The organism is Brachybacterium timonense (assembly GCF_900258505.1).
GTDB classification, from domain to species: domain Bacteria; phylum Actinomycetota; class Actinomycetes; order Actinomycetales; family Dermabacteraceae; genus Brachybacterium; species Brachybacterium timonense.
In genome coordinates this window covers 1,861,360-1,880,367 of sequence record NZ_LT984895.1, presented here as the reverse complement: position 1 = coordinate 1,880,367, position 19,008 = coordinate 1,861,360, and the positions used below count along the sequence as shown (strand labels likewise).

Here is a 19,008-nt window from a genome sequence, read left to right as displayed (position 1 = left end):
TTCCGTACGGGGCTCTGCCAGAGCTCAGATGCTCAGGCGCCGACCTTCTCGACCAGCTTGGCCAGACCTGACTTGCGGTTGGCGGCCTGGTTCTTGTGGATCACGCCCTTCGAGGCGGCCTTGTCGAGCTTGCGCGAAGCCTGCTTGAGCGCCGACTGCGCACCGTCGGCGTCACCGGCGGCGACGGCAGTGCGGACCTTGCGCACGTAGGTCTTCAGCTCGGACTTGACGGCCCGGTTGCGCTGACGCGCCTTCTCGTTGGTCTTGTTCCGCTTGATCTGGGACTTGATGTTTGCCACGGAGACTTCTCTCTTGTGCTTGGTGGTGGAACATCCGCGACTGCTGAGGACCGGACTCGACGGGGACCGGCGGTGGGGCATCGCCTGGAGACGTCGGGAGCGGGTCGCTGCCACGGGTACTCGCTCGGGTCGCCCTGCCGCGGGGCCCTGACACGGTGGGGCCTGCGACGCGCGCACACCGAACGGTATGTCACACATACGAGCGGCTACGTTACCAGAACAGCGCGGTCACAGCTCAGTGATGGGGCGTGGTCTGCGTCCCATCTCCGTCGTGACGTCGAGTGCCCCGGTCAGCTCGGCGGCTCAGCGGGGCGTATGCGATCCGTCGCCCCATCCGTGTACGGCACTCGCTGCCTGGGCCACCTGGTCGAAACGGTCACGATCCAGCCGCCCTCCCTCGCGGCGCACTGCCGACGGACGCAGTCGCAGCAACCGATCGACCCGCACCTCAGAGGGGCGGCCCTTCGCGTCCCAGCTGCCGTTGCCGATATCCACCCATGTGTTGCCGTGCTCATCGGTGCCGACGCCACCGGGCCGCGTGCGGTCCCGGGACGTCAGCATGAGTGCGACGAGCACCTCACCCTCACCGTCATCGCCGCCGATGAGCGCATCCTCCTGTGCCAGCACCAGAACGGGCCGATCCTTGCCGCGCGTGATGTCCTCCTCGAAAGGCACCCAGCCCCAGACCACTTCGCCCGGGTCCGGATCACCATCCGCGCGTGGCGCGTAGCTGATCGCCGGCGGCGGTGTGGAGCGGCGATCGGCGAGCGCCTGTGCCGTCGGCGCCTGCCCAGCATCCCCGTCAGGCGCAGCGCTGTGGCGGTCGCGGTGTCGGCTGGACTCGTCGCGGCGTACGGCGGCGTCGTCGGCCTCCGAAACCATGCCGCCAGTGCCGCGTGCACCGGACCGCACGGCGGCCGCAGCCGAGCGGGTGAGATCACGGGCGGCGCGACGAGCAGCAGGTGAACGGACCGCGCTGCGCATCAGCGCGCCGAGGCGTCGGGACAGGGACATCGGGGCTCCTTGCGAGAGGATCTCCTCGCGTCAGCACGACGACGGGGAGGGGACGGTGTTAGATGGTAGACATGTCTGCCAGCTCACTGTTCGGCGCCTACGACGCGACCGTCACAGGAGACGAAATGATCGCGCCGGACGGCACGATACGCAGCACCTACCGCAGGCTCCACGACGCAGTGGCCTCGCTGTCTGCCGACGAGTTCCGCAGTCGCTCAGCATCGCTGACCCGGAGTTACCTCGACCAGGGCGTCACCTTCGACTATGCGGGTGAAGAGCGGCCCTTCCCCGTCGACGCGGTCCCGCGTGTGATCGCCGCCGAGGAGTGGGCGTTCGTTTCTGCGGGTGTGGCGCAGCGCGTGCGCACCCTCGAGGCGCTGCTCGATGATCTGTACACGGAGCAGCGGGTGATCACCGACGGTGTGCTGCCCCGCGACGTGGTGTCCACTAGCTCTGCCTTGGTCGAGCAGATGCGGGGCTACCGGCCGCCCAATGGCGTCCGTCTTCATGTCTGCGGCATTGACCTGGTGCGCGATGGTGCGGGCGGATTCCGCGTGCTCGAAGACAACGCCCGCATCCCCAGCGGCGTCAGCTACGTGCTGTCCAACCGTCGAGCGATGCTGCAGACCTTCCCGGAGCTGTTCGCGAATCGCCCGGTGCGCGGCGTCGCCGAATATCCGCGTCGGCTGCTGAAGGCGCTGCGGGCAGCCGCCCCAGACACGGCAGGGGAGGAACCCACCATCGTCGTGCTCACGCCCGGCCGCTACAACAGCGCCTACTTCGAGCACTCCCTGCTGGCTCGCACCATGGGCGTAGAGCTCGTGGAAGCCAGCGATCTGCTGACGCGGCAGGACCGAATCTACATGCGCACCACTGCTGGTCTGCGCCGCGTTGACGTCATCTATAAACGCACCGACGACGACTTCCTGGACCCGGAGGTGTTCCGGCCTGACTCGATGCTGGGGGTGCCCGGCATCGTGCGCGCGGTGCTCGCCGGGAACGTCGTGATCGCCAACGCGATCGGCAACGGCATCGCCGACGACAAGCTCACCTACACGTACATCCCGGACCTGATCCGCTACTACCTGGCCGAGGAGCCAGTGCTCCCGAACGTCGATACCTGGAGACTGGAGGAGCCCGAATCGCTCGCGGAGGTGCTGGACCGCCTCGACGAGCTGGTGGTCAAACCCGTCGACGGGTCGGGTGGCACAGGCATCCTCATCGGCCCGGCCGCCACCACGCAGGAACTCGACGACATGCGTGAGTGCCTTGTGGCCGATCCGCGCGGGTGGATCGCGCAGCCCCTGGTGCAGCTGTCCACGATCCCGACCCTTGCCAACGGCCGACTCGAGCCGCGCCACGTGGACCTGCGCCCGTTCGCGCTGAACAACGGGGACGGCGACGTGTACGTGCTGCCCGGCGGTCTCACCCGCGTGGCGCTCGCTCACGGCGAGATGATCGTGAACTCCTCACGGGGAGGCGGCTCGAAAGACACGTGGGTGCTCGTGGCCGACCGTCCCACCCGGGTTGAAGTGCCAACCTCTACCGGTGCCATCCGCGTGGTGGAGGAGCACGTCGGAGACGAACCTGTCGACGGCGGCGAGACCGCGCCCGGCGCGCCGGGTGCATCGGCCGGCAGCGACCGACCCGCCGCCGAGGAGCCACCCACAGTGACCGCCGCGATCCCGTTGATCGACGCCACTGAGCTCGACGAGACGACGCAGTCGCAGTCCGTCGAGCACCCCAGGACGCAGGAGGGCTCTGATGCTCAGCCGCATCGCTGATTCGATGTTCTGGATCGGCCGCTATGTGGAGCGAGCCGACCAGACCGGGCGGATCCTCGACGTCAACCTGCAGACGCTCACGGAGTCTCCCGACGATGAGCGGCTGGCCTGTCGCCGTCTGTATCGCATCTTCGGTCTGGAGAACCTGCCCGAGACGGAGCTGACGGTGCAGCGCGTGATCGAGCGCCTGGTGACGGACCGCACGAACCCGTCGTCGGTGGCGGGGGCGCTGCAGGCCGCGCGCGAGAACGCCCTCAGTTCCCGCGAGGTGCTCACCACCGAGGTGTGGGAATCGCTGAACATCACGACGCTCGGTATGCCGAGCACAGTGCAGGCCTCCCGCGTGCACTCCATGTTCCAGTTCGCCAAGGACCGCTGCGCCGTGCTGAACGGCCTGGTGGACGGCGCAATGACCCGTGATGAGGCGTGGCTGTTCCTGCGCGTGGGGCAGCAGCTGGAGCGGGTGGACATGATCTCCCGCATTCTGCAGGCGCAGCATCTGCGTCATGGCTCAGACAGCGACACCGTGCTCCTGCTACGCACGTGCAGCGCACACGAGGCGTACATCCGCTCCTACCGTGGGCAGGTCAACGCCTCCGATGCGATCGAGTTCCTGCTGATGGACTCGCTGTTTCCTCGCTCGGCCGCGCATTGCCTGGCCCAGTGCGACGACCTCCTCTACTCCCTGGCAAAGCTCCATGGCCACGCCGTCGACCGGATGGGTACCGAGGATCTTGCCCGTCGCATGGTGGGCCGCGCGACCGCGAGTCTGCGTTATCGGTCCCTGGACGAAGTGCTCGAGGACGTCGAGAACGAGATGGAACAGCTGCAGGTGCTCACCGGTGCCGTGACCCGAGCCCTCGGTTCCACGTATTTCCAGCCCGCCGCCGACTGAGAGCCCCACCCCGCTGCCGACCGCGCCACAACCGCACACGAGCCACAGGGTCCGCGCCCCGGGATCGTGAGACGATGACCCTTGCGCCTGATCGGGCGCGACCCATCGTCGGAAGGAAGCACACCGGTGACCCCCAGGATCGCCCCCGAGGAGGCGACGGACATCCGTCCCGCGTCCACGCCGCAGGAGCGGATCCGGAACTTCTGCATCATCGCCCACATCGACCACGGCAAGTCCACCCTGGCCGACCGGATGCTGCAGCTCACCGGTGTCGTCGACGAGCGGGCGATGCGTGCCCAGTACCTGGACCGCATGGACATCGAGCGTGAACGCGGCATCACCGTGAAGTCGCAGGCTGTTCGCATGCCCTGGCAGGTCGACGGCGTGAACTACGCCTTGAACATGATCGATACCCCTGGCCACGTGGACTTCACCTATGAGGTGTCCCGCTCACTGGCCGCCTGTGAGGGGGCGATCCTGCTGGTCGATGCCGCTCAGGGCATCGAGGCCCAGACGCTGGCGAACCTATACCTGGCGATGGAACACGATCTCACCATCATCCCTGTGCTGAACAAGATCGACCTTCCGGCCGCGGACCCCGAGAAGTACGCGGCGGAGATCGCCCAGCTGGTCGGTTGCGAACCCGAGGACGTGCTGCGAGTCTCCGGTAAGACGGGCGCGGGTGTGCCCGAGCTGCTCGATCACGTGGTGCAGACGCTTCCGGAGCCCTCCGGCCAGGTTGATGCGCCGTGCCGCGCCATGATTTTTGACTCCGTGTACGACACGTATCGCGGCGTGGTCACCTATGTGCGTGTGTTCGACGGTGAGCTGAGCCCCCGCGAGAAGATCCAGATGATGTCCACTGGCGCGCAGCACGAGCTGCTCGAGCTGGGTGTCATCTCCCCGGAGCCCCGGCCCACGGAGGGTATCGGGCCTGGCGAGGTGGGGTATCTCATCACGGGTGTAAAGGACGTGCGCCAGTCCAGGGTGGGTGACACGGTGACGACTGCTGTGCGCGGTGCGGGTGAACCGCTCGCGGGCTACTCCGATCCCAAACCGATGGTGTTCTCCGGCCTGTTCCCGATCGACGGCTCCGACTACCCGGCGCTGCGTGATGCCCTGGACAAGCTCAAGCTCAACGACGCCGCCCTGAACTACGAGCCGGAGACCTCCACTGCGCTCGGCTTCGGCTTCCGTGTGGGGTTTTTGGGCTTGCTGCATCTGGAGATCGTGCGCGAGCGCCTGGAGCGCGAGTTCGATCTGGACCTCATTTCCACGGCTCCGTCGGTGGTATACGACGTGACGATGGAGGACGGCACCCATGTCGAGGTGCTGAACCCGTCGGACTTCCCCGAAGGCAAGGTCGCGCAGATCCGCGAGCCGATCACTCGGGCGACGATTCTGGTACCGAGCGAGTTCATCGGTGCCGTGATGGAGCTGTGCCAGTCCAAGCGCGGGAGCCTCGGCGGGATGGATTACCTCAGCGAGGACCGTGTGGAACTGCGCTACACGCTGCCGCTGGCGGAGATCGTCTTCGACTTCTTCGACCAGTTGAAGTCCCGGACGAAGGGCTATGCCTCGCTCGACTATGACGTCTCCGGTGATCAGGCGGCGGATCTGGTGAAGGTCGACATGCTGCTGCAGGGTGAGCCCGTGGATGCCTTCAGCGCGATCGTCCACCGCGACAAGGCCTACTCCTACGGTGTGGAGATGGCTGGGAAGCTGAAGAACCTGATCCCGCGCCAGCAGTTCGAGGTGCCGATCCAGGCGGCGATCGGTTCACGCATCATCGCCCGCGAGAACATCCGCGCCATCCGCAAGGACGTGCTGTCCAAGTGCTACGGCGGTGACATCTCCCGTAAACGCAAGCTGCTGGAGAAGCAGAAGGAAGGCAAGAAGCGGATGAAGAACATCGGCTCCGTGGAGGTCCCCCAGGAGGCGTTCATCGCGGCACTGTCCTCCGATGGCGGCGATGCGAAGGACGCCAAGAAGAAGTGACGTGCCCGTGTGTCAGACTCGACGCATGAACGTCAGACCTGAGGATCTGATCGGCGCATGGGAGCTGATCGAGGTCGCCGCGCTGCCGGACATCCTGGCCGACCGCGATCCGCAGGGCTTCGCGCAGCAGCAGCCGAGCTGGCTGAGCACACCGTCGATCGACGAGGACACCGTTACATGGACGCCCGCTGAGCAGATGTTCGACGGCTTCCGCGGCGCTGCCCTGGAGATCGACGCGCTGCAGCAATTTCGGGAGGTCATCGGCGGCGGTGTCTGGGGGCTCCTGCTCGAGGATGATCGGCATGCGGGCCGCATCCCGACTGCGACCGGGGTGCTCGAGGTGACCGACGACGCAGCCTGGCTGATCCGCGAGGGCAGCACTCAACGGCAACGGCGCACCGCGGACGCCGACCTCCCGCTCACGGACCTGATCCGGCTCGATGCAGCGCGCCCGGGCCATCTGCTGCGGGTGAAATCGGCGATCGCCGACGATGGCTACGCCCTCCAGCGCGTTGTGCTGCGCTATGAACCGGTGCAGGAGCTGCGCACTCGTGAGGGGGAGGCGCTGACCGCTGAGGTCACAGCACAGACCGGTCGACGGGTCGAACACCTGCTGCCTGCGGAGCTGGTCGAGCGCCTGGACCGCACGCATCAGGCCGCCTTCGCGGCTGTGCCTGAGGCGGTCGCGATCGAAGAGCACGACATCATGGAGCTCGACGTTGACCCGTCGCGCAGAAGCATGAGCCTCATGGGAGGCTGGCGTCTGATCGACGCCGATGACGAGTTCGTGGCGAGCGACCGTTGGAAAGACCTGCTGGTGCGGCCCCTGGGTCCGCAGCTGCGCGTCGATGCCCGCACCCGGGACAGCGTGCTCGACTGGGTGGTTGCCACATTCGCCGATGATGCCGTGCCGGACGACATCGGCCGTGCCGCCTGGGAAGTGTTCGCCCACCGACCTCGCGGAGGCGCTCTGCGCATGCTCGTCATCACCGGTCGGGACGCCTGGGCGCTGAAGAACAGCGAGAACAGCTCCGAGCTGCGCACCGCGATCCGAGAAAACCTGAGGGCAGGGTCATGAACGTGGAGCACGCTGCTGTTCCCTCACCCGCGGCACCGGTGTCGGCTGCGCGGATCGCGGCCGTCTGCCTGCCGCAGGAGATCTTCCATTCTGCGCCGTCGGGGATCGACTCCGGGATCGATAAGCGCCCGATCCAGGGCCCGCTGGTCGTCGGCCCGCTCGGTGCCGACGGCGACCACCAGGGCGACACCGAGCATCACGGCGGCCTGTTCAAGGCGATCTACGCGTTCGCGCGTGAGACCCGTGAACAGCTCGCCGCGGACGAGGGGCGCGAGCTGCCTGACGGGCACTTCGGGGAGAACCTAGTGACGGTCGGCGTCGACACCGACGAGGTGGTCGTCGGCCAGCGGTGGCGGGTGGGCTCCGCCGTGCTGGAGGCGACCTGTCGACGCGACCCCTGTCGCACCTTCGCCGACTGGATGGGCGATGGGCGCTGGCCGAGGCGCTTTCGAGACGGCGGACGCTGCGGCGCCTATTTCCGTGTGGTCCAGCCTGGAGAGATCCGCGCTGGCGACGCCATCGTGCCGGAAACGGCCCCGCCGCACGGTGTGACGGTCGGCGAGACGTTCCGCGGGGTGGACGTTGAGCAGGCGCGAGCCCTGCTGCAGTGGGCGATCGACACGGACACGGTGCTGTATGCGAGCCAGGTGCGCAGCTGTCTGGCCGTCATCGAGCGCAGCGGGTTCTCTTTCGACTACCCCGAGCACCTGTCCTCGGTGGGCCGATGAACGCGGTGAAGGAGCCGACGCCAGATGGCGCGGCGCGTGGCGCGGCTGGGCGCGATCTGTCGGTCTATATCCATGTTCCGTTCTGCGCGGTGCGGTGCGGCTACTGTGACTTCAATACGTACACTGCCACGGAGCTGGGCGGTGGCGGCTCGCAGCGGGAGTATCCCGACAACGCGATCCGAGAGATGAACCTGACCCGCGCCGCGGATCGCGCGGCGGGCTACGACTACGAACGGGTCGCGACGGTCTTCTTCGGGGGCGGCACCCCGACGCTTCTGCCGGCCCGTGACCTCGTACGCATGCTGGCTCACCTGCGCACGCTCATACCGTTCGCGACCGACGTCGAGGTGACAACCGAGGCGAACCCCGACTCGGTCACCGAAGAATCATTGCGCATCCTCGCGGACGGGGGCGTGACGCGCGTGTCCTTCGGCATGCAGTCCGCCGTCCGCTCCGTGCTCGCCACGCTTGACCGCACGCATGACCCGGAGCGCGTGCCGCAGGCTGTCGCCTGGGCGCGTGAGGCGGGCCTGGATGTGAGCCTCGACCTGATCTACGGCACCCCGGGGGAAACTCTCGCCGACGTCGAGACCTCGATGCATGCCGCTCTCGCATGCGACATCGACCACCTCTCCGCATACTCTCTGATCATCGAGGGGAACACCGCGATGGCCCGACAGCTGCGCCGCGGCGAGATCCCCGCCCCGGACGGTGATGACATGGCCGACAAGTACGAGCTCGTGGACGATCTCGCCTCGGCTGCTGGGCTCGACTGGTACGAGATCTCCAACTGGTCTCGAGGTGAACAGCATCGCTGTCGGCACAACCTCACCTACTGGCGCGGTGGCGACTGGTGGGGCATAGGCCCCGGCGCCCACCGTCACCGTGACGGCCTGCGGGCGTGGAACGTGAAGCATCCCAGCCGGTATGCGCAGTACCTTGCCGAGGACCGTCTGCCCGTGCAGGACAGCGAGCGCCTCGCAGACCACGACCGGCTCACCGAGCGGGTCATGCTTGAGCTTCGCCTGCGGGACGGCTTGGCCATTGCAGCGGTGCCCGAGGCCACATGGCCGATGATTGAGCGTCACCGCGCACTCGGACACGTTGACGAGGACGCCCTCAGCGCCGGACGGCTCGTCCTGACCAGGCACGGTCGGCTCCTCGCCGATGCCGTGACCCGAGACCTGGTTCCATGAGCGCGCCTGCCCCCGCCCCCGCGAGGCCGCGGCGCCTGTATGGCGTCATTGTCATGCTGGACGCGCTGGCGTGGACGGCTGCGGTGATGCTCCTGGTGCTCGGAGCAATCGTCGGAGCGGTGGGCATGGTCTTGGGGGTCGGCGAGGTCTTCACCCCGACGCCCGACGGGGCGCAGAGAGTGAACCGCCTTTTGACAGCTGCCGCTGTACTCGACGTGCTCGCGATCATCGCCTTCGTGGCAACTGTGATCGTCGATGTCGTGTGCGTGGTGTTGACGCTGCGGCGCATCCGTCGCGGACCTACCGATCCAGCAGTGGCAACGCTCGCCCTGGTGGGAATCAGCGTCGGGACGGTCATTCCGCTGGCGTTGGCGGGGCTCTTCCTGCTCTTCCGTCAGCTGGAGTCGGGCGATGCGGCAACGTTCAACATCGCGCTGATGTTCGTCGGGATGATGGTGCTCGCTGTGCCAGCCCGGCTAGCGCAACTCATTGCTGGTGTGGTCCGCACTGCTGCGGGCGACCTGCCTGGGGTCACTTCACGAAGCGCAGATTGACCGGGTAGCTCCACCATTCACGGTTGTTCGCCTTCACCGCGCCGATGATCGCAAAGATGATCTGCACGAGCTGAGGCGCGCCGGCGAGGGGCAGCAGGAAACTGCCGAAGCCGAACGTGATCACCGCGGTGATGGTCAGCAGGATCGACAAGACGATAGACAGCACGAGCGTGGCGATCGCCCCGTTCAGCGCCTCCGCGGCGTGGAAGCGGATGAAGCGGTTGCGGTCCTTGTACATGAGGAAGATGACCAGGGGACCGACCCAGCCGAGGACTGCGGCGAAGTGACCCAGCACCACGGCGAGATGGGAGAACATCGCCCACATCGTGGCCTCGGAGTCCTTCACCGGCTCGCCGGTCATCGGGGCGTCCGAGGCATACCGTGCCGCGGACGGCGGTGCATCGTTCAGCGAGGATGCGGCCCCACCTCCCGGCTGCGGGCCGGTGTGCGGATCGAAGGACTGGTTCGCGCTCATCGTGGTCTCCTCAGCGTCGGATGGGAACGGACGATGCTGCCAGCCTAGATGAGGGATGGGCGATCGGCGCCGGCCAGATGCGCTCATTGCGGTGGGGTTCCTCAGATCCAGTGGGGTTTCCACCGATCAGGGAACGGCGGTGTACCTCGCCCGCGTTCGCCGCTCGTCCGCGTTCGCCGGTCGCCTGTGTCCGCAGGTCGCCCCCCGTTCGCCCGTCACCAGCGTTCACTCGTCGACGGCCGTCACCCAGTCGATCAGTTCCTCGATGCGCCCGGACAGCGTCGGTTCGACGTCGGCGTAGGAGCGCACAGCGCTGAGGATCCGCTGCCATCCCGCGGCCACGTCCGCCTGGTCACTGTGCGGCCAGCCGAGCGCCTGCAGGGTGCCGATCTTGATGTCGGTGCCGCGGGGAATGTGCGGCCAGGCCGTGAGCCCTACGCGAGCGGGGCGCACCGCCTGCCAGACGTCGATATAGGGGTGTCCGAGGATCAGCACATTCCCGCGTGCCCCGGGTACGGCCATCGTCTGCTCGGCAAGCCGGGTCTCCTTGGAACCGGCTACAAGGTGGTCAACGAGTACACCGAGGCGGCGCGTGGGGGAGGGCGCGAAGTCGCGGACCCGCTCAGGCAAGTTGTCGGCGCCGTCGAGCATCTCCACGACGACCCCTTCGATGCGCAGGTCGTGCCCCCACACCTTCTGCACGAGTTCCGCATCATGCTTGCCTTCCACCCAGATGCGGGAGGCACGCGCGGTGCGCGCCCGGGCGCCGTCGACGTAGACGGACCCGCTCGCGGAACGCTTCGTGGCGGGTTTCGGGGCGGCAGGCCGCGGGCGGACGAGAGTGACGGGGGATCCGTCGATCATGAATCCGGTGCCGAGCGGGAAGGAGCGTTTGCGGCCACGGCCGTCCTCGAGCTCGACGCAGACTTCTCCGGCGATCTTCTCCAGCCGGGTGACGGCGCCGGTGAATCCGGTGCTGGCTTCCTCCACCACGAGGTCCCGTTGGACGGCTACCTCGCGGGAGACAGGACGACGGCGGTGGTGTGCGGTGGTTCCGGCGAGGACATCGGAACCGTAACGATCGGGGAAGTGTGACACGGCAGGCACCGTATCGGTCTGACGCTCCTCCGGTAGCGAACGCCACGCGAGGCTAGTCGGGACGCCGCGTAGGATTGGCACTCGTCGGCACCAAGTGCCAACGTGGTGATCGGCGCTGGGCGGCCCGTCGGGCGTCGCACGTCGCGCATCCTGCGCCTGCGTGCATCGTGCACATGACACCGTGCATTGTGCACCTGGCACCGTGCACCGGGCGCCGTGCACGGTGTACCAGCGTGCTCCGGGCGCCATAGTGCACAGTGCGCCACCGTGCACAGCGTGCCGACACGTCCCCGGCCGAGCGTGAGGAGGTGACGAGCCATGGACGAGAGGAAACTGCATATCCTCGGGGCGATTGTGGAGGACTACGTCGCCACCCGCGAGCCCGTCGGCTCCAAATCGCTGCTGGAGCGCCACGATCTTGGCGTCTCTGCAGCGACCGTGCGCAACGACATGTCCGCGTTGGAGGACGAGGGCCTGATCACCCAGCCCCACACGTCCGCCGGGCGTGTGCCCACCGATAAGGGATATCGCACCTTCGTGGACCATGTGGCGACGGTGAAACCGCTCTCTGCAGCCGAGCGGCGCGCCATCCAGGCGTTCCTCGAGGACTCCGGTGACGTGGATGAGCTGCTCACCCGAACCGTGCGTCTGCTCGCTCAGCTCACACACCAGGTTGCGATGGTTCAGTACCCGGTGCGCCGCCAAGCCACCGTGCGCCACGTGGAGCTGGTGAAGGTCGCCGACTCGCTCTTGCTGGTCGTGATGATCACTGAATCCGGGCGTGTGGATCAGCGCACTATCCCGCTGCTCGCCGCGCGCGAGGTCCCGTTTTACGAGGAGCTGCGTGGCCAGGTGAATCGTGCCGTCGGTGGCTGCGCGGTCACCGACCTGGCTGCCCCGCTCGCCGATCTCGTGGCCACCCTGCCGGAACGTGATCAGCCTGCCGCGTCGGAGGTCGCCGACGCGCTCGTCAGTCTCGGTGCACAGCGCACACAGGAGCGGATCGTTATGGCGGGCACGTCCAATATCGCCCGCAGCGCCGTGGATTTCTCCCGCGAGGTGGAGCCGCTGCTGGATGTGCTTGAGGAGCAGCTCGTGCTGCTGCGCTTGTTCACGGAGATGCACGCTGCTCCGGGCACCGTGGAAGTACGAATCGGCCGCGAGATCCGCGATGAAGTGCTCAACCAGGCAGCCGTCGTCGGCGCCGGATATCGCCCGGGCAGCCAGATCGCGATTCTGGGTCCGACCCGGATGGACTACGTCACCGGCATCTCCACTGTGCAGGCAGTGGCCCGCTATGTCTCGAGGTTCCTCGAATGACGCCATCGCCGTGGCGCACAGGAATCGGTCGGCGGCGCCACGTGACCAGCCCGTGCCATGACGTGACCAGCTCTGGCTCCCACCGGGTCCGCCCCGGCCACCGCTGGGGCCGCTCCGGCTACAACCGGGGCCCATCCCCTTACTGCCGGGTCCGCCCCGGCCAGAATCCACCCGTCCGTTTTTCTCACCACCACCGCACTGAGGATTCCCACCTGTGAATGAGGACTACTACGACCTACTGGGCGTCTCCCGCGACGCGACCAAGGACGAGATCAAGAAGGCCTACCAGAAGAAGGCTCGTGCCCTGCATCCGGACATCAATCCGGATCCAGAAGCGCAGGAGAAGCTGAAGGCGATCTCGCACGCGTACGAGACTCTGTCCAATCCGGAGAAGCGCCGAATGTACGACATGGGCGGCGGCTCAGGCATGGGCGGCTTCCCCGGCGGTGGCGGCTTCGATTTCGCTGACATCTTCGACATGTTCGCGGGCGCCACCGGCATGCGCGGTCACGGCCAGGGCCCCCAGCCTCGGCGTCGGCGTGGCGGTGACATCCTGCGGCGCGTCGCGATCGAGCTACGCGACGTGGTCTTCGGGGCGGAGAAGGAGATCACCTACCGCACGTCCGTGCTGTGCGAGACCTGCCAGGGATCCTGCTGCGCTCCCGGCACGAGCACTCGTACCTGTAGTGCCTGCCAGGGAAGCGGTCATGTGCAGCGGGTGGCGCAGTCGCTGCTCGGCCAGGTGATGACGATGGCGCCGTGCCCGACGTGTGAGGGGCACGGCGATGTGATCGAACAGCCGTGCACCGCCTGCCAGGGGCATGGCCGCGTGACGCAGGATCAGACCGTCACCGTGCGGATCCCGTCGGGCGTTGAACACGGCACCCGCATCCAGCTGCGTGGTCAGGGAGAAATGGGCGAAGCGGGCGGGCCCGCAGGTGACCTGTTCGTGGAGCTGTCCGTCGCCGAACACGACATCTTCACCCGCGAGGGAGATGACCTCGTGGCCCACCTGACCGTGCCGATGACGGCCGCAGCGCTCGGCACGACGGTGCCGCTGGAAACCTTCGACGGTGAACAGCAGGTGCAGATCGATCCAGGCGCGCAGACCGGTGACGAAGTGAAGCTGCGAGGGCTCGGTGTGACGCCGCTGCGACGCGAACGGCGCGGTGATCTGCGGGTGAAGCTTGCGGTGCTCACGCCGACGGGCCTGACGGAGGAAGAGCGCGAGCTGCTAGAACAGTTCGCCCGATTGCGGGGGGATGAGACGACGCGGGGTCGTCGACAGGGCCCGTTCGCGAAGCTGCGTGACGCTTTCCGGGATCTGTGAGGCGCACTGAGCGATGCCTACCACTCCTGCTGCGTTTCTGATTGACGACGACCGCCTGGCCCACAGCTGCGCGGGTGACGTGCTGACCCTTGACGGCCCGGAGGGGCGCCATGCGGCGAAGGTCGCGCGCATCAGTGCGGGCGAGGAAGTCCTGCTGGGCGATGTTGCGGGGCGGCAAGCGCGTGCGCTTGTAGTCGATGCGGACAAGGAGACGCTGGACTGTGAGTTGCTCTTGGATCCCTTGCCGCCCCTGACGCGTACTCCTCGTCTTGCTCTTGTGCAGGGGCTCGCCACTGGTGGCCGGGATGAGCAGGCGATCGAGTCGGCAACAGAGCTGGGCGTGGACCGGATCACGCCGTGGATCGCGCAGCGGTCGGTGTCAGTGTGGCGGGGCGAGAAGCTGCGCAAAGGCCACGCCAAATGGGAGTCGACGGTGCGGGCCGCGGTGAAGCAGTGCCGCCGCCGGGGCGTGCCGACGGTCGATCAGCCGGTGAATTCCGCTGCGCTCGTGGACGACGTGCGTGCCCGGACCGCGAGCGGGGGATTGGTACTTGTACTGCATGAGCAGGAGAGCACCACGTTGATGGCGCGTGCTGAACAGCTACGGAAAACCGCAGCTGACTGCCCGGAGATCACGGTGATCGTGGGCCCTGAAGGTGGTGTGAGCGAGACAGAGATCGCTGACCTGCATCAGGCCGGCGCCCGCAGTGTTCTGCTGGGGCGCGAGGTATTGCGCTCCTCAACCGCAGGCCCAGCGGCCCTTTCCGTGCTCTGTGCACTGGTGGGCCGCTGGGACTGAGGGGGCTGGCGTGGCGGCGGTCTCAGCCGGCTGAACCGGCGATCTCGCGCAGCGCTTCCAGGTGACGTTCCCAGCGGGAGCGGCCCTGTGTTGTGAGGCTGAGGGTGGTGCGTGGGCGTTTGCCGACGAAGCCCTTGTGAACTTTCACGAACCCGGACCTTTCCAGTTCGGTGATCTGCTTGGACAGGACGGAGTCGGAGACTTCAAGCTGATCGCGCAGGTCGCCGAAGGGGAGCTTCTCCACGGCGGCGAGGGCGGCCACGAGGGAGAAGCGCACCGGGTGGGCGAGAGCGGATTCCAGTTGGAAGCGGGGATGCGTGGTGCTCGTGCTCATCTCAGGCCTTCCGTGCGCGCTTGGCTTCGATGCCGCAGGCGATGGCGAACAGTGAGATGAACAGAGCGCTCACCCACATGCTCAGGGACGTCGGCAGAAATAGAGCCGCACCCCATAGCAATGCCCAGGCGACCATGTAGATGAGCCACCGAACCGCGAGGCCGTGGCGCCAGGGTGTGCGAAAGACAAGGGGAATGAAGGCGGCGCCCAGAATCCAGGCCACAAGAAGCACGGTGACCGCGATGCGGGTGTCGAGGCCGCCGAGCGTGGGCACATGTGTCGCGAAGGCGAAGGTAAGGCTGCCGAAGCTGCCGACCGCGCACAGGATGCCGAGGGTCACGACAGCGGTGGGGATCGACGCGGGGATCGAGGTGCGGGCCTTGTCGGCCTGCGCGAGGAGCTCGGCGGCTGCTGCCGGGCTCATGGTGGCGTCGCTGTCTTTGGTGGTCATCTGTCTCTCCTCCGTGTGAGTGCTTCCCGAGCCCGATGTGGGGGCTGCGGCGTCATCGGTCTGGGCCTGGGATCAGTTCCCGGGGCCTGGAGCCGTGGGCTCCGCGACAGCACTAACGCTAGCAAGTACTTGACGAGAAGGAAAGTAGTTTCGGGAGAAAAGTTATCGGCGGTTCGTGCGCACCTCTGCGCCGGGGCGAGTCAGCCTCGAAGGCAGCCCCCTGGCAGTCGGGCCGCAAACACCAGACCGCGGGATAGCTGCCCGGGGCGTGGGGCCGCCCCGTGGTCAGGTCCTCCCTCGCCTCGCCCGCACGTGGGGCTCAGGCCGCCCGGGGGAGCGGCCCGACGCCGAACCATTCCTCGAACGAGACGTCATCGGGCTTCACGTCGTCGACGTCGATGTTCAGGTCGTCGATGAAGACGTCATCCGGCAGCCACGGCGGACCGTCAGGTGTCGGATCGACGTCGGGGTCACGGTCCGCGCTAAGGGTTGCAGACGGTACCTCGGACTCATGCGGTGGTGGAGGCGACGTGTTGTGCGCACCGCGTGCACCCGCGCCCGAGTCCGTGGAGGCATGCAGGGGAGTGTCGGCACTGGTGATCGGTCTTCCGACCACGCTTCGCAGATCGGGCGGCTTCGAGGAGCGAGTGATTCCCGAAGGTCCCGTGACCACGAACTCGTGATCGGTGTGCCCAGAATCGGTGCGCTCAGGTGTTGCGTCGCGTGCGTCGATGTGCGCAGTCCATCCGTCGGCTTCCTTGGTGTAGTTGTGCCGCTCGCACAGCCCAACGCCGTTAGTCGACGATGTCGAGCCGCCGCGACTGTACGGGGTGACGTGATCGATGTGTCGGATCGGTGCGTCGCACATCGGCATGCGGCAATGCTGGTCACGCGCCAGAATGAACCCGCGTGCAGCACCCGAGAAAGCGCGACGGCGCGACTCGAAGCCGCGAAGGATGCCCGTGACCGGGTCCGCGTAGAGGCGTCGAATGAACCTCTCTCCAGCGGTGTCATCAATCGTGAGGGGCTTGGGTTCGCGTTCGCTGCTGGCGGGTGAACTACCTGCAGGAGATGTCCGATCGGACGTGGACGGCGTGGAGTTGGCACGGTTGTCCATCGAGACGACGTTCGTCGAGGATTCAGCCGGGGCAGCGCCGAGCGCCAGGTGGCGAGCGACCTCGCCGGGAACAGGCATTCCCTGCAGCACGCCGGGGTCTGAGCCGCCTGTCAGAAGCGTGCGGTCCGTCATCAGCAGCTGGACCTCGATGGTGGCCCCCTGAGCTCCCGTGCCGCCAGTGAGCCGATGGACAAGCTCATCGGCCATCATCTGCCCGCGCGTCCCCTGCTCGCCAGCGGCACGCTGCGAATCAGCGTGCTGAGCCAGAGCGGTGTAGGCCGTGACACCGGTAGCAGTCGGCAGCAGAGCGGAGAGGCGGACCATTCCCTCGTGCACGGGGCGGATGCTGACGTGCCGTTGCTGCTCGAGGCCCTTCAGGCGTAACAGGGCGGCTCGTTGGTCGAGGCGATCGGCCACGCGCCGGGCGCGCCCCTGCGCAGCGCGAGGGCTCAGGTGCGGCAGATCGCCGGCGATCTCGGCGTCGAGCGCGTGACGGTCGGCATCACTCAGCGTGACGGCGACCTGCGCGACCTTCTCTGCGGTGGTCACTCGTGCCTTCCCGGCGAGCACGTGCTCGAAGCTGTGTGGAAGCGATTCGACCAGAACACTGCGCACCGTGAGGTCGTGCGCCTCCCTGTGCGGGCTCGTGCCTTTGGCCATGGCCAGTTCGTCGGCAATGCCTTTGTCTCGTTCCCGAACAGGCACGCCGCGACGTGCGCGCTCGGAGATCTGCGCACGGCGGTATGAAACCTCCGCTAGCGTGCGCATGGCATCGATCTGGCGGCTCAGCGCGTCGAGATCCTCTACGAGCGCGAGCAGATCAGCAGACGTCGCTGTGGAATCGGGCTCGCGCCAGATACGCGTGCCGTCGGTGCGCATGACCACGGCGATCATCTCCTTTCTCTCGGTGCTCGTCTCATGCCCTCAATCCTTCACGAGGGGTCTGACAAACGAAGGGTGTAGTTGGTTGGGCTGGTTCCAGCGTGAGGTGGGGATCCGACAAACGACGGGGCTGGGGCGGTTCCGTTCGCTCCAGTGTGAGACGGGGGTCTGACAAACGACGGGCGAAGCCCTTCCCCGCCATGCCGTCGGCCCTGCGTAGACTGGCTCCCATGACTGCCACGACTGATCAGCGGGACCCGGACTGCGTCTTCTGCAAGATCGTCGCGGGCGAGATCCCGTCGGACCGCCTGCATGAAGACGACCAGGTGATCGCCTTTCGCGACCTGAACCCCCAGGCGCCCCTGCACGCACTCGTGGTGCCGCGTACCCATGCACGCGACGTACGTGACCTCTCCGACGACCCCGAACTGCTCGCCCATGTCACCCGCACCGCCGCGTCGGTTGCCGACCAGAACGCGGATGGCGACTTCCGTCTTATCTTCAACACCGGCGCCGGCGCTGGCCAGACCGTCTTCCACGTGCACGCACACGTTCTCGCGGGCGGCGAGCTCGCAGAAGGAGCACTGTGACCGAACCCGTGAACGATCGCGGAACCCCGGGCGTCACACCCGCCCCTGGCACGACCCCGGAGGTGCTCGAACGGCGCCTGGCTATCCCCGACCACCTCAGCCCTTTCCAGGTGCTCGGCGAGAACGACCAGGCTCTCGCGGCCCTGGAGGATGTCGTCCCCGACACCGATGTGCACGTGCGCGGGCACCAAGTCACTCTGCGCGGGACCGACGAGGCGCTGCACCGCGCCGAGCACATCATGCGCTCCCTCATCGAACTGGCTGCCACCGGTCAGGCTGTCACCGCCGAAGCCGTGCAGCGCGCAGCAAACCTCTACGGCGATGACCGCGCCCACGGCCAGAAAATCGAGCAGGTGCTCTCACGGACCGTGCTGTCTGCCCGCGGACGCACCATCCGCCCCAAGACGCTCGGCCAGAAGAATTACATCGAGGCGATCGAGTCCTCCACCATTACCTTCGGAATCGGCCCGGCAGGCACTGGCAAGACCTACCTGGCTGTGGCGATGGCGGTGCGGCAACTGCTGGACAAGCAGATCAACCGCATCATCCTGACCCGGCCCGCAGTCGAGGCAGGGGAGCGGCTCGGTTTCCTGCCCGGTGGCCTCAACGAGAAGATCGACCCCTACCTGCGGCCTCTCTACGATGCGCTGCACGACATGCTCGATCCCGATTCGATCCCTCGGCTGATGGGAGCAGGCACGATCGAGGTGGCGCCCCTGGCGTACATGCGCGGCCGCACGCTGAATGATGCGTTCATCATCCTCGACGAGGCGCAGAACACCACGCCCGAACAGATGAAGATGTTCCTGACCCGTTTAGGTTTCAACTCGACGATGGTGGTCACCGGTGATGTGACGCAGGTGGATCTGCCGACGGGGCAGCGTTCCGGCCTGCGGGTGGTGGAGCAGGTGCTCTCTGGGATCGATGACATCTCCTTCTGCCGACTCTCACCCCGCGACGTCGTGCGACACCGGTTGGTATCCGACATCGTCGAGGCATACGGCCGCTGGGAGATCGGCCCGAGTGGCAATCGCGATTCCCGTCGGCGCCAGGGGGCATGACCGGC

At 67.0% G+C, this 19,008-nt stretch carries 19 protein-coding genes; 12 read left to right on the top strand and 7 right to left on the bottom strand.

The window, feature by feature from the left end:
- Window positions 1-32: 32 nt before the first annotated feature.
- Both rpsT and C8271_RS08330 read right to left on the bottom strand, forming a co-directional pair.
- Window positions 33-299, bottom strand: a complete 267-nt coding sequence (rpsT, locus tag C8271_RS08335; protein ID WP_106506915.1) for a 30S ribosomal protein S20 — start codon at window positions 297-299, stop codon at window positions 33-35.
- 303 nt (window positions 300-602) lie between these two features.
- On the bottom strand, window positions 603-1,313 hold the full coding sequence (locus C8271_RS08330; RefSeq protein ID WP_106506914.1) for a type II toxin-antitoxin system PemK/MazF family toxin: 711 nt from the start codon (window positions 1,311-1,313) through the stop codon (window positions 603-605).
- A 71-nt stretch (window positions 1,314-1,384) separates the two neighbouring features.
- Here C8271_RS08330 and C8271_RS08325 point away from each other — a divergent pair, with 71 nt between their 5' ends.
- The 7 genes from C8271_RS08325 to C8271_RS08295 all read left to right on the top strand — a co-directional run bounded on the left by C8271_RS08325 (window position 1,385) and on the right by C8271_RS08295 (window position 9,546).
- A complete protein-coding gene (locus C8271_RS08325) occupies window positions 1,385-3,097 on the top strand; it encodes a circularly permuted type 2 ATP-grasp protein (protein WP_170957838.1) in 1,713 nt (570 codons plus the stop codon).
- Complete coding sequence (locus C8271_RS08320) at window positions 3,078-3,992, top strand: alpha-E domain-containing protein (RefSeq protein ID WP_106506912.1); 915 nt, start codon at window positions 3,078-3,080, stop codon at window positions 3,990-3,992. The genes C8271_RS08325 and C8271_RS08320 overlap by 20 nt, the downstream gene beginning before the upstream one ends.
- 126 nt (window positions 3,993-4,118) lie before the next feature.
- Window positions 4,119-5,990 (top strand): translation elongation factor 4, encoded by a 1,872-nt coding sequence (lepA, locus tag C8271_RS08315; RefSeq protein WP_245921051.1) that lies wholly within the window; start codon window positions 4,119-4,121, stop codon window positions 5,988-5,990.
- Between the two features lie 25 nt (window positions 5,991-6,015).
- Window positions 6,016-7,068, top strand: a complete 1,053-nt coding sequence (locus tag C8271_RS08310; RefSeq protein WP_106506911.1) for a hypothetical protein — start codon at window positions 6,016-6,018, stop codon at window positions 7,066-7,068.
- Window positions 7,065-7,796 (top strand): MOSC domain-containing protein, encoded by a 732-nt coding sequence (locus C8271_RS08305; RefSeq protein WP_106506910.1) that lies wholly within the window; start codon window positions 7,065-7,067, stop codon window positions 7,794-7,796. Before C8271_RS08310 ends, C8271_RS08305 begins: the two co-directional genes overlap by 4 nt.
- On the top strand, window positions 7,793-8,992 hold the full coding sequence (gene hemW, locus C8271_RS08300) for a radical SAM family heme chaperone HemW (protein WP_106506909.1): 1,200 nt from the start codon (window positions 7,793-7,795) through the stop codon (window positions 8,990-8,992). The genes C8271_RS08305 and hemW overlap by 4 nt, the downstream gene beginning before the upstream one ends.
- On the top strand, window positions 8,989-9,546 hold the full coding sequence (locus tag C8271_RS08295; RefSeq protein ID WP_138774544.1) for a hypothetical protein: 558 nt from the start codon (window positions 8,989-8,991) through the stop codon (window positions 9,544-9,546). The genes hemW and C8271_RS08295 overlap by 4 nt, the downstream gene beginning before the upstream one ends.
- On the opposite strand, the gene C8271_RS08290 is transcribed toward C8271_RS08295, so the two are convergent.
- Window positions 9,524-10,021, bottom strand: coding sequence for a DUF4870 domain-containing protein (locus C8271_RS08290; protein ID WP_245921050.1), 498 nt, complete (start codon window positions 10,019-10,021; stop codon window positions 9,524-9,526). The two genes, C8271_RS08295 and C8271_RS08290, sit on opposite strands and share 23 nt — an antisense overlap.
- A gap of 225 nt (window positions 10,022-10,246) precedes the next feature.
- Window positions 10,247-11,119 (bottom strand): DUF3097 domain-containing protein, encoded by an 873-nt coding sequence (locus C8271_RS08285; RefSeq protein WP_245921049.1) that lies wholly within the window; start codon window positions 11,117-11,119, stop codon window positions 10,247-10,249.
- Between the two features lie 318 nt (window positions 11,120-11,437).
- Between C8271_RS08285 and hrcA the strand changes: the two genes are divergently transcribed.
- The 3 genes from hrcA to C8271_RS08270 all read left to right on the top strand — a co-directional run bounded on the left by hrcA (window position 11,438) and on the right by C8271_RS08270 (window position 14,568).
- Window positions 11,438-12,439 (top strand): heat-inducible transcriptional repressor HrcA, encoded by a 1,002-nt coding sequence (gene hrcA / locus C8271_RS08280; RefSeq protein ID WP_106506905.1) that lies wholly within the window; start codon window positions 11,438-11,440, stop codon window positions 12,437-12,439.
- Window positions 12,440-12,653: 214 nt separating this feature from the next.
- Window positions 12,654-13,769: a molecular chaperone DnaJ gene (dnaJ, locus tag C8271_RS08275; protein ID WP_106506904.1), complete on the top strand. Its 1,116-nt coding sequence runs from the start codon at window positions 12,654-12,656 to the stop codon at window positions 13,767-13,769.
- Window positions 13,770-13,782: 13 nt separating this feature from the next.
- Window positions 13,783-14,568 carry a 16S rRNA (uracil(1498)-N(3))-methyltransferase gene (locus C8271_RS08270; RefSeq protein WP_106506903.1) on the top strand — a complete coding sequence of 262 codons (786 nt, stop codon included), beginning with the start codon at window positions 13,783-13,785 and terminating at the stop codon, window positions 14,566-14,568.
- A gap of 22 nt (window positions 14,569-14,590) precedes the next feature.
- On the opposite strand, the gene C8271_RS08265 is transcribed toward C8271_RS08270, so the two are convergent.
- The 3 genes from C8271_RS08265 to C8271_RS08255 form a co-directional block, all read right to left on the bottom strand.
- Complete coding sequence (locus tag C8271_RS08265) at window positions 14,591-14,902, bottom strand: winged helix-turn-helix domain-containing protein (RefSeq protein ID WP_106506902.1); 312 nt, start codon at window positions 14,900-14,902, stop codon at window positions 14,591-14,593.
- Between the two features lies 1 nt (window position 14,903).
- Window positions 14,904-15,353 (bottom strand): hypothetical protein, encoded by a 450-nt coding sequence (locus C8271_RS08260; RefSeq protein ID WP_106506901.1) that lies wholly within the window; start codon window positions 15,351-15,353, stop codon window positions 14,904-14,906.
- Window positions 15,354-15,672: 319 nt separating this feature from the next.
- Complete coding sequence (locus C8271_RS08255) at window positions 15,673-17,364, bottom strand: HNH endonuclease (RefSeq protein ID WP_106506900.1); 1,692 nt, start codon at window positions 17,362-17,364, stop codon at window positions 15,673-15,675.
- A gap of 218 nt (window positions 17,365-17,582) precedes the next feature.
- On the opposite strand from C8271_RS08255, the gene C8271_RS08250 reads away from it, so the two are divergent.
- On the top strand, window positions 17,583-17,942 hold the full coding sequence (locus tag C8271_RS08250; protein ID WP_106507969.1) for a histidine triad nucleotide-binding protein: 360 nt from the start codon (window positions 17,583-17,585) through the stop codon (window positions 17,940-17,942).
- Entirely contained in the window at window positions 17,939-19,003 is a 1,065-nt protein-coding gene (locus tag C8271_RS08245) for a PhoH family protein (RefSeq protein ID WP_170957837.1), read from the top strand. The genes C8271_RS08250 and C8271_RS08245 overlap by 4 nt, the downstream gene beginning before the upstream one ends.
- The last annotated feature ends 5 nt before the right edge of the window (window positions 19,004-19,008 follow it).

Bases quoted from the DNA above. Each gene is read 5' to 3' on its own strand.
- C8271_RS08330 (WP_106506914.1), bottom strand. From the start codon at position 1,313: ATGTCCCTGTCCCGACGCCTCGGCGCGCTGATGCGCAGCGCGGTCCGT.
- C8271_RS08325 (WP_170957838.1), top strand. From the start codon at position 1,385: ATGTCTGCCAGCTCACTGTTCGGCGCCTACGACGCGACCGTCACAGGA.
- C8271_RS08320 (WP_106506912.1), top strand. From the start codon at position 3,078: ATGCTCAGCCGCATCGCTGATTCGATGTTCTGGATCGGCCGCTATGTG.
- C8271_RS08310 (WP_106506911.1), top strand. From the start codon at position 6,016: ATGAACGTCAGACCTGAGGATCTGATCGGCGCATGGGAGCTGATCGAG.
- C8271_RS08305 (WP_106506910.1), top strand. From the start codon at position 7,065: ATGAACGTGGAGCACGCTGCTGTTCCCTCACCCGCGGCACCGGTGTCG.
- hemW (WP_106506909.1), top strand. From the start codon at position 7,793: ATGAACGCGGTGAAGGAGCCGACGCCAGATGGCGCGGCGCGTGGCGCG.
- C8271_RS08295 (WP_138774544.1), top strand. From the start codon at position 8,989: ATGAGCGCGCCTGCCCCCGCCCCCGCGAGGCCGCGGCGCCTGTATGGC.
- C8271_RS08290 (WP_245921050.1), bottom strand. From the start codon at position 10,021: ATGAGCGCGAACCAGTCCTTCGATCCGCACACCGGCCCGCAGCCGGGA.
- hrcA (WP_106506905.1), top strand. From the start codon at position 11,438: ATGGACGAGAGGAAACTGCATATCCTCGGGGCGATTGTGGAGGACTAC.
- C8271_RS08270 (WP_106506903.1), top strand. From the start codon at position 13,783: ATGCCTACCACTCCTGCTGCGTTTCTGATTGACGACGACCGCCTGGCC.
- C8271_RS08265 (WP_106506902.1), bottom strand. From the start codon at position 14,902: ATGAGCACGAGCACCACGCATCCCCGCTTCCAACTGGAATCCGCTCTC.
- C8271_RS08260 (WP_106506901.1), bottom strand. From the start codon at position 15,353: ATGACCACCAAAGACAGCGACGCCACCATGAGCCCGGCAGCAGCCGCC.
- C8271_RS08255 (WP_106506900.1), bottom strand. From the start codon at position 17,364: ATGATCGCCGTGGTCATGCGCACCGACGGCACGCGTATCTGGCGCGAG.
- C8271_RS08250 (WP_106507969.1), top strand. From the start codon at position 17,583: ATGACTGCCACGACTGATCAGCGGGACCCGGACTGCGTCTTCTGCAAG.